This is a genomic window from Arthrobacter sp. Bi26 (genome assembly GCF_918697925.1).
Classification (GTDB): Bacteria; Actinomycetota; Actinomycetes; order Actinomycetales; family Micrococcaceae; genus Arthrobacter.
In genome coordinates this window covers 1-5,038 of the sequence record NZ_CAKKMF010000163.1, presented here as the reverse complement: position 1 = coordinate 5,038, position 5,038 = coordinate 1, and the positions used below count along the sequence as shown (strand labels likewise).

Annotated in this window: 5 protein-coding genes; all 5 read right to left on the bottom strand. The window is 67.3% G+C overall.

What is annotated here, in order from left to right; all coding sequences use genetic code 11:
• Window position 1: 1 nt before the first annotated feature.
• The 5 genes from LQV16_RS22820 to LQV16_RS22800 all read right to left on the bottom strand — a co-directional run bounded on the left by LQV16_RS22820 (window position 2) and on the right by LQV16_RS22800 (window position 4,930).
• The gene (locus LQV16_RS22820; RefSeq protein ID WP_229996121.1) at window positions 2–1,114 is read right to left on the bottom strand and encodes a Gfo/Idh/MocA family oxidoreductase; all 1,113 of its coding nucleotides are present in this window, start codon (window positions 1,112–1,114) and stop codon (window positions 2–4) included.
• A complete protein-coding gene (locus LQV16_RS22815; RefSeq protein WP_229996120.1) occupies window positions 1,099–1,800 on the bottom strand; it encodes a ThuA domain-containing protein in 702 nt (233 codons plus the stop codon). The genes LQV16_RS22820 and LQV16_RS22815 overlap by 16 nt, the downstream gene beginning before the upstream one ends.
• A gap of 40 nt (window positions 1,801–1,840) precedes the next feature.
• Window positions 1,841–2,845: a sugar phosphate isomerase/epimerase family protein gene (locus LQV16_RS22810; protein ID WP_229996119.1), complete on the bottom strand. Its 1,005-nt coding sequence runs from the start codon at window positions 2,843–2,845 to the stop codon at window positions 1,841–1,843.
• Between the two features lie 11 nt (window positions 2,846–2,856).
• Window positions 2,857–4,095, bottom strand: coding sequence for a Gfo/Idh/MocA family oxidoreductase (locus tag LQV16_RS22805; RefSeq protein ID WP_229996118.1), 1,239 nt, complete (start codon window positions 4,093–4,095; stop codon window positions 2,857–2,859).
• 64 nt (window positions 4,096–4,159) lie between these two features.
• Window positions 4,160–4,930: a carbohydrate ABC transporter permease gene (locus tag LQV16_RS22800; RefSeq protein ID WP_229996122.1), complete on the bottom strand. Its 771-nt coding sequence runs from the start codon at window positions 4,928–4,930 to the stop codon at window positions 4,160–4,162.
• Window positions 4,931–5,038 lie beyond the last annotated feature (108 nt).

Genomic DNA, 5,038 nt, shown 5'->3' with positions numbered 1-5,038 from the left:
GCTACGAGGTGACCGCCACGGGAGACTCCGCGATGGCAGCCAGTTCGACCGGAGCGGGCCGGACTGCTGTGCTGGCGATCCGGACAGGCGTTCCCGTGTGCGCCGACTCGAGCACGGACTCCATCACTTCCAGGGCGTGGAATGCCAGGACTCCGCCTGCCCGTGGCTCCTGGCCGGCCGGGGTGCGGATGAAGTCCGCGACGCCGAAGCCGCGCCCCGAGTCCTCATAGCCGGCAGAAACCGGAAGGGCCTGCCAGTCCTCCGCGCCTAGGGCGAAGAGCTGGACGTCGCCGTCGAAGTGGTTGGGATCCGGGACCACGAGGGACCCGCGTTCCCCATGGATTTCGATGTTGGGGCTCCTGGTCTTCACGGCGTCGAAGCTCATCACCAGCGTGGACAAGGCCCCCGAGGCGTGGACCAGGACGCCGGTGACGTGGGTATCGATCGCCACCGGCACGCTCTGGCCTGCGCGCGGGCCCGATCCAATGGTCCGTTCACCGCGGGTGTGGCTGGCGGCGCCGATCACCGAGACCACGGGTCCGAGCAACGTGACCAGGGCCGAGACGTAGTACGGTCCCATGTCCAGTAGCGGGCCGCCACCGGGCTGGTAATAGAAGTCCGGGTTCGGGTGCCAGCGCTCATGCCCGGGCGTGACCATCGTGGCGGTCGCGGAGATGGGCCTGCCGATCAGCCCGTCGTCGATGGCTTTCCGGGCGGTCTGGATCCCGGTGCCGAGCACGGTGTCAGGGGCGCAGCCGACCGCGACGCCGGCCGTCCGGGCAGCATCCAGGACCTGCCGGGCCTCCGCGGTTGTGGCCGCGAGGGGCTTCTCGCCGTAGACGGATTTGCCGGCGGCAATCGCCCGCAGTGCGACCTCGGCGTGGGCTGCCGGGATGGTCAGGTTCAGGACGAGTTCGACGTCGTCGGCCGCCAGGAGCGCGTCCACTGTGAGCGCCCGGACGCCGTCGTAGGAGTCGGCCACAGCCTGCGCCCGGGCAGGATTCAGGTCCGCGACGGCGACGAGGTTGATGTCCTCGAGCCGGCGGAAGTTCACCAGGTACTGGACGATGATGGCTCCACAGCCGATGATTCCAACGTTTACCGGCTTGCCCACAGCAGGCCCCTTTCGATGATGGTGCGGACATTGCTGTCCTGGAGGATTTCGACGCGGTGTCCCGGGGTGCAGACGAAAATCCTGCCCTTTCCCCATTGCCGGGTCCAGATAGCGGGCGAGGTGACCTCGCGGTGCCAAGGGTCCCATTCGCGGACTTTCTGGGTGGTGGTGGCCAGGACGTCGATGTAGTCGTCGGCGAGGACCCAGTACTGTTCGGTGACGAGATCGAAATCGTCGAGACCGGCAGTGATTGGATGCTCGGCGGCTGCCGGGAGCATGTTGACTGTGTACGGGACGTAGTTGTCGGGCTGCCCGCCCGTGCGCTCGTCCGGGTGCTTGCCCGGGTGGCAGGCAAACTGGCCGCCGATCAGGTGCAGGTAGTCGGACGTGTCTCGGTAAGAATCCGCGATGCCGCCGTGCCAGCCGGCCAGGCCTGTGCCGTTTTCGACGGCGGCCCGGAGCCCCTCGAACTCGTCCTTTTCGATGGTGGACATGGTCACGCACTGCAGGATCAGGTCCACGCCCGCCATGAAGTCGGCGTCGGCGTAGATCTTGGGCGATTCCTCCACCCGGACCTCGTAGCCGTTGGCTTGCAGGTACGGGATGAATTCCTCGGTGGCCGCAACGGGCTGGTGCCCGTCCCAGCCGCCGCGCACCACGAGGGCGGTTTTTTGGTCGATTGTCATGGGGTTCCTCTGTTGTTGGTTTGTTGTGGTCGCGGCTGGCTCAGCGGGCGGCGAAGGCCGCATCGAACGCGGCCGCGGGCGGTGTGATCGTGGCAAGTTCCTTGACCAGAGCTAGGGCCTGCGGTGCGCCGACCAGGCGGTCCATGCCGGCGTCCTCCCACTCGACGCTGGTGGGTCCCCGATATCCAATGGCGTTCAGGGTCCGGAATATCGGCTCCCAATTGACGTCGCCGTGGCCGGCCGTAACGAAGTCCCACCCGCGGCGCGGGTCGGCCCAGGGCAGGTGGGAGCCGAGCCGTCCGTTGCGGCCGTTGAGCTGCCGGACGGATTCCTTGACATGGACGTGGAAGATCTTGTCGGCGAAGTCCTGCAGGAACATGACAGGGTCCAGGTCCTGCCAGAGGAAGTGGGACGGGTCGAAGTTCAAGCCGAAGCTCTCCCGATGGCCGACGGCTTCCAAGGTGCGCTTGGCGGTCCAGTAGTCGTAGGCGATTTCGGACGGGTGTACCTCGAGGGCGAAACGGAGCCCTTCCTCGTCGAAGACGTCGAGGATCGGATTCCAGCGGTCTGCGAAGTCCTGGTAGCCGCGTTCGATCATGGCGTCCGAGGCGGGCGGGAACATGGCAACGCATTTCCAGATCGAGGATCCGGTGAACCCGGTGACGGTCTGCACGCCAAGCCTGGCTGCCGCGCGGGCCGTGGTCTTCATGGCCTCGGCGGCGCGGGTGCGGACCCCTTCGGCGTCGCCGTCGCCCCACACGTGGGCAGGAAGAATACCCTCGTGACGCTCGTCGATCGGGTCGTCGCAGACGGCCTGTCCGGTGAGGTGATTGGCAATCGCATGGACCTTGAGCTGGTGCTTGTCCAGGATGTCCAGCCGGCCTTGGAGATATGCGTCGTCCTCGACGGCCCGCTGCGGGTCCAGGTGGTCACCCCAGCAGGCGATCTCCAGGCCGTCAAAGCCCCACTCGCCGGCGAGCCGCGCCACCTCTTCGAAGGGCAGGTCGGCCCACTGGCCGGTGAAGAGGGTGATGGGTCGTGTCATGGTGTTTCCTCTCAGACGTGGTGCCAGTGGCTGTCGTTGTTGGCGCTGGTTTCGATGGCGGCGAGGACTTTTTGGACCTGGAGGGCGTCGGCGAAGGACGGTGCCGGGGGCCGGCCGGCGTTGATGGCGTGGATGAGGTCGACCGCCTGGTGGGTGAAGAGGTGTTCGTAGCCCAGTCCGTGTCCGGTGGGCCACCAGTTCCCGGTGTAGGGGTGTTCGGGTTCGGTGACCAGGATTTTGCGGAACCCGGCGTCGGGGCCGTCGGCGGCGTCGTAGACGGACAGGGCGTTCATGTCCTCGAAGTCGAAGGCCAGCGACCCGGCGGTGCCGTTCAGTTCCAGGCGCATGGCGTTCTTCCGGCCCAGCGCGAACCGGGTGGCCTCGAACACCCCGACCGGCCCGGCGGCGGTCCCGGCAGATGAACCGCCGCTTCCGCCGCCGTTGGCGGCTGTTTCCCCGCCGTTGGCGGCGGCGAAGCGGGCGGTGAAGATGGCGGCGTCGTCCACGGTGACCGGCCCGCGCTCGGCGCCGGTGGCGCCGTGCCCGCCCAGGCCCACGAGGTCCCCGGCCAGGGGCCGGTCCTTGACGAAGGTTTCCAGCAGCGCCGAGACCCCGGTGATGTTGAGTCCGGTGATCCACTGGGCGGCATCGATGCTGTGCGCCCCGATATCCCCGAGCGCGCCGGAGCCGGACTTGGATTTGTCCAGCCGCCAGGTCAGCGGCGCGTCCGGATCGGTGAGCCAGTCCTGCAGGTACTGGGCCCGCACGTGCCGGATCTGCCCGAGCCGGCCCTCGGCGACCATCCGCCGGGCCAGGGCCAGGGCCGGGGTACGCCGGTAGCTGAACCCGCACATCGAGTACACGCCCCGGGCCGCCGCGGCCTCCGCGGCCGCGGCCATCCGTTCGGCCTCGGCCACGGAGTTCGCCAGCGGCTTCTCGCACAGGACATGCTTGCCGGCCTCGAGCGCCGCGATCGCGATCTCGGCGTGCGTGTTGCCCGGGGTGCAGATATCGATCAGGTCGATGTCCTCCCGCTCGATCAACGCCCGCCAGTCCGTCTCATAGGATTCCCAGCCCAGCTTCGCCGCCGCGGCCCGCACCCCGTCGGGGTTCCGGCCCGCGACCGCGGTCAGTTCCGGATGCAGCGGCAGGTCAAAGAACCGCGGCGCGCTCCGCCACGCGTGCGAATGGGCGGCCCCCATAAACGCATAGCCCACCATCCCCACACGCAGGCTCGTCGGGTCAGTCATCGGTAATCCTTTCGAAAGACGGGTGGAGATCGGTGGCGGCGCCCCAGGAAAAGGGCCCCGCACGCTATTTGCTGAAGCCTGCGGTGAGGCCGCTGAGCAGCTGGCGCCGGGCGATGATGTAGACCACCAGCAGTGGCAGCGTGGCGAGCACGACGGCGGCGAGCACGGCCGGGATGTTGACGCTGAATTCCCCTTGGAACGTCCACAGGGACAGCGGCAGCACCCGGGTGGCCGGGCTTTGGGTCAGGATCAGCGGGAACAGGAAGCCGTTCCAGACGTGCAGGGCGTTGTAGATTCCCACCGTGATGACGGCCGGTTTGGTCATGGGCAGCGCCAGGCGCCACATCATGGCCCAGTCGGAGCAGCCGTCCAGCCGCATGGATTCGAAGAGTTCGTTGGGCACGTCCCGCATGAAATTGGACAGGATCAGCACGGAGATCGGGATGGCGAAGGCGATGGAAGGCAGGATCAGCGCCAGCAGGGTGTCGTACATATGGGCGCGCGTGATCATCCAGTAGATGGGGATGATGGTGGCGTGCAGAGGGATGGCCAGGCCCAGCAGGAACAGGTTGTTGGTCCAGTTGAGGAACCTGCTCTTGCCGCGGACGATCGCGTAGGCAGCCATGAAGGAAACCAGCAGTGCCGGCACAACGCTGCCCACTGTGACGATGAGGCTGTTGGCAAAGTATCTGGCGAAGTCGTTCTCGACCACCAGTTTGTAGTTGTCCAGGGTGGGCTCTGCGGGCGGCATCATCGGGTTGGAAGTGAAGAACCCCGCCTGGTTTTTCAGGCTCGTCACCACCACGTAGTAGACGGGGACGATGATGATGGCCAGCCAGAGCCAGCCGCCGAGGCCGCCGAGGAAGTTGGGTCGTGTCCGTCCCGGCCCCTTGGTCCGCGTACGCGGCCTGACTGCGGGGCGGGACGGACACGACCCAACTTC

Bases quoted from the DNA above. Each gene is read 5' to 3' on its own strand.
- LQV16_RS22810 (WP_229996119.1), bottom strand. From the start codon at position 2,845: ATGACACGACCCATCACCCTCTTCACCGGCCAGTGGGCCGACCTGCCC.
- LQV16_RS22815 (WP_229996120.1), bottom strand. From the start codon at position 1,800: ATGACAATCGACCAAAAAACCGCCCTCGTGGTGCGCGGCGGCTGGGAC.
- LQV16_RS22805 (WP_229996118.1), bottom strand. From the start codon at position 4,095: ATGACTGACCCGACGAGCCTGCGTGTGGGGATGGTGGGCTATGCGTTT.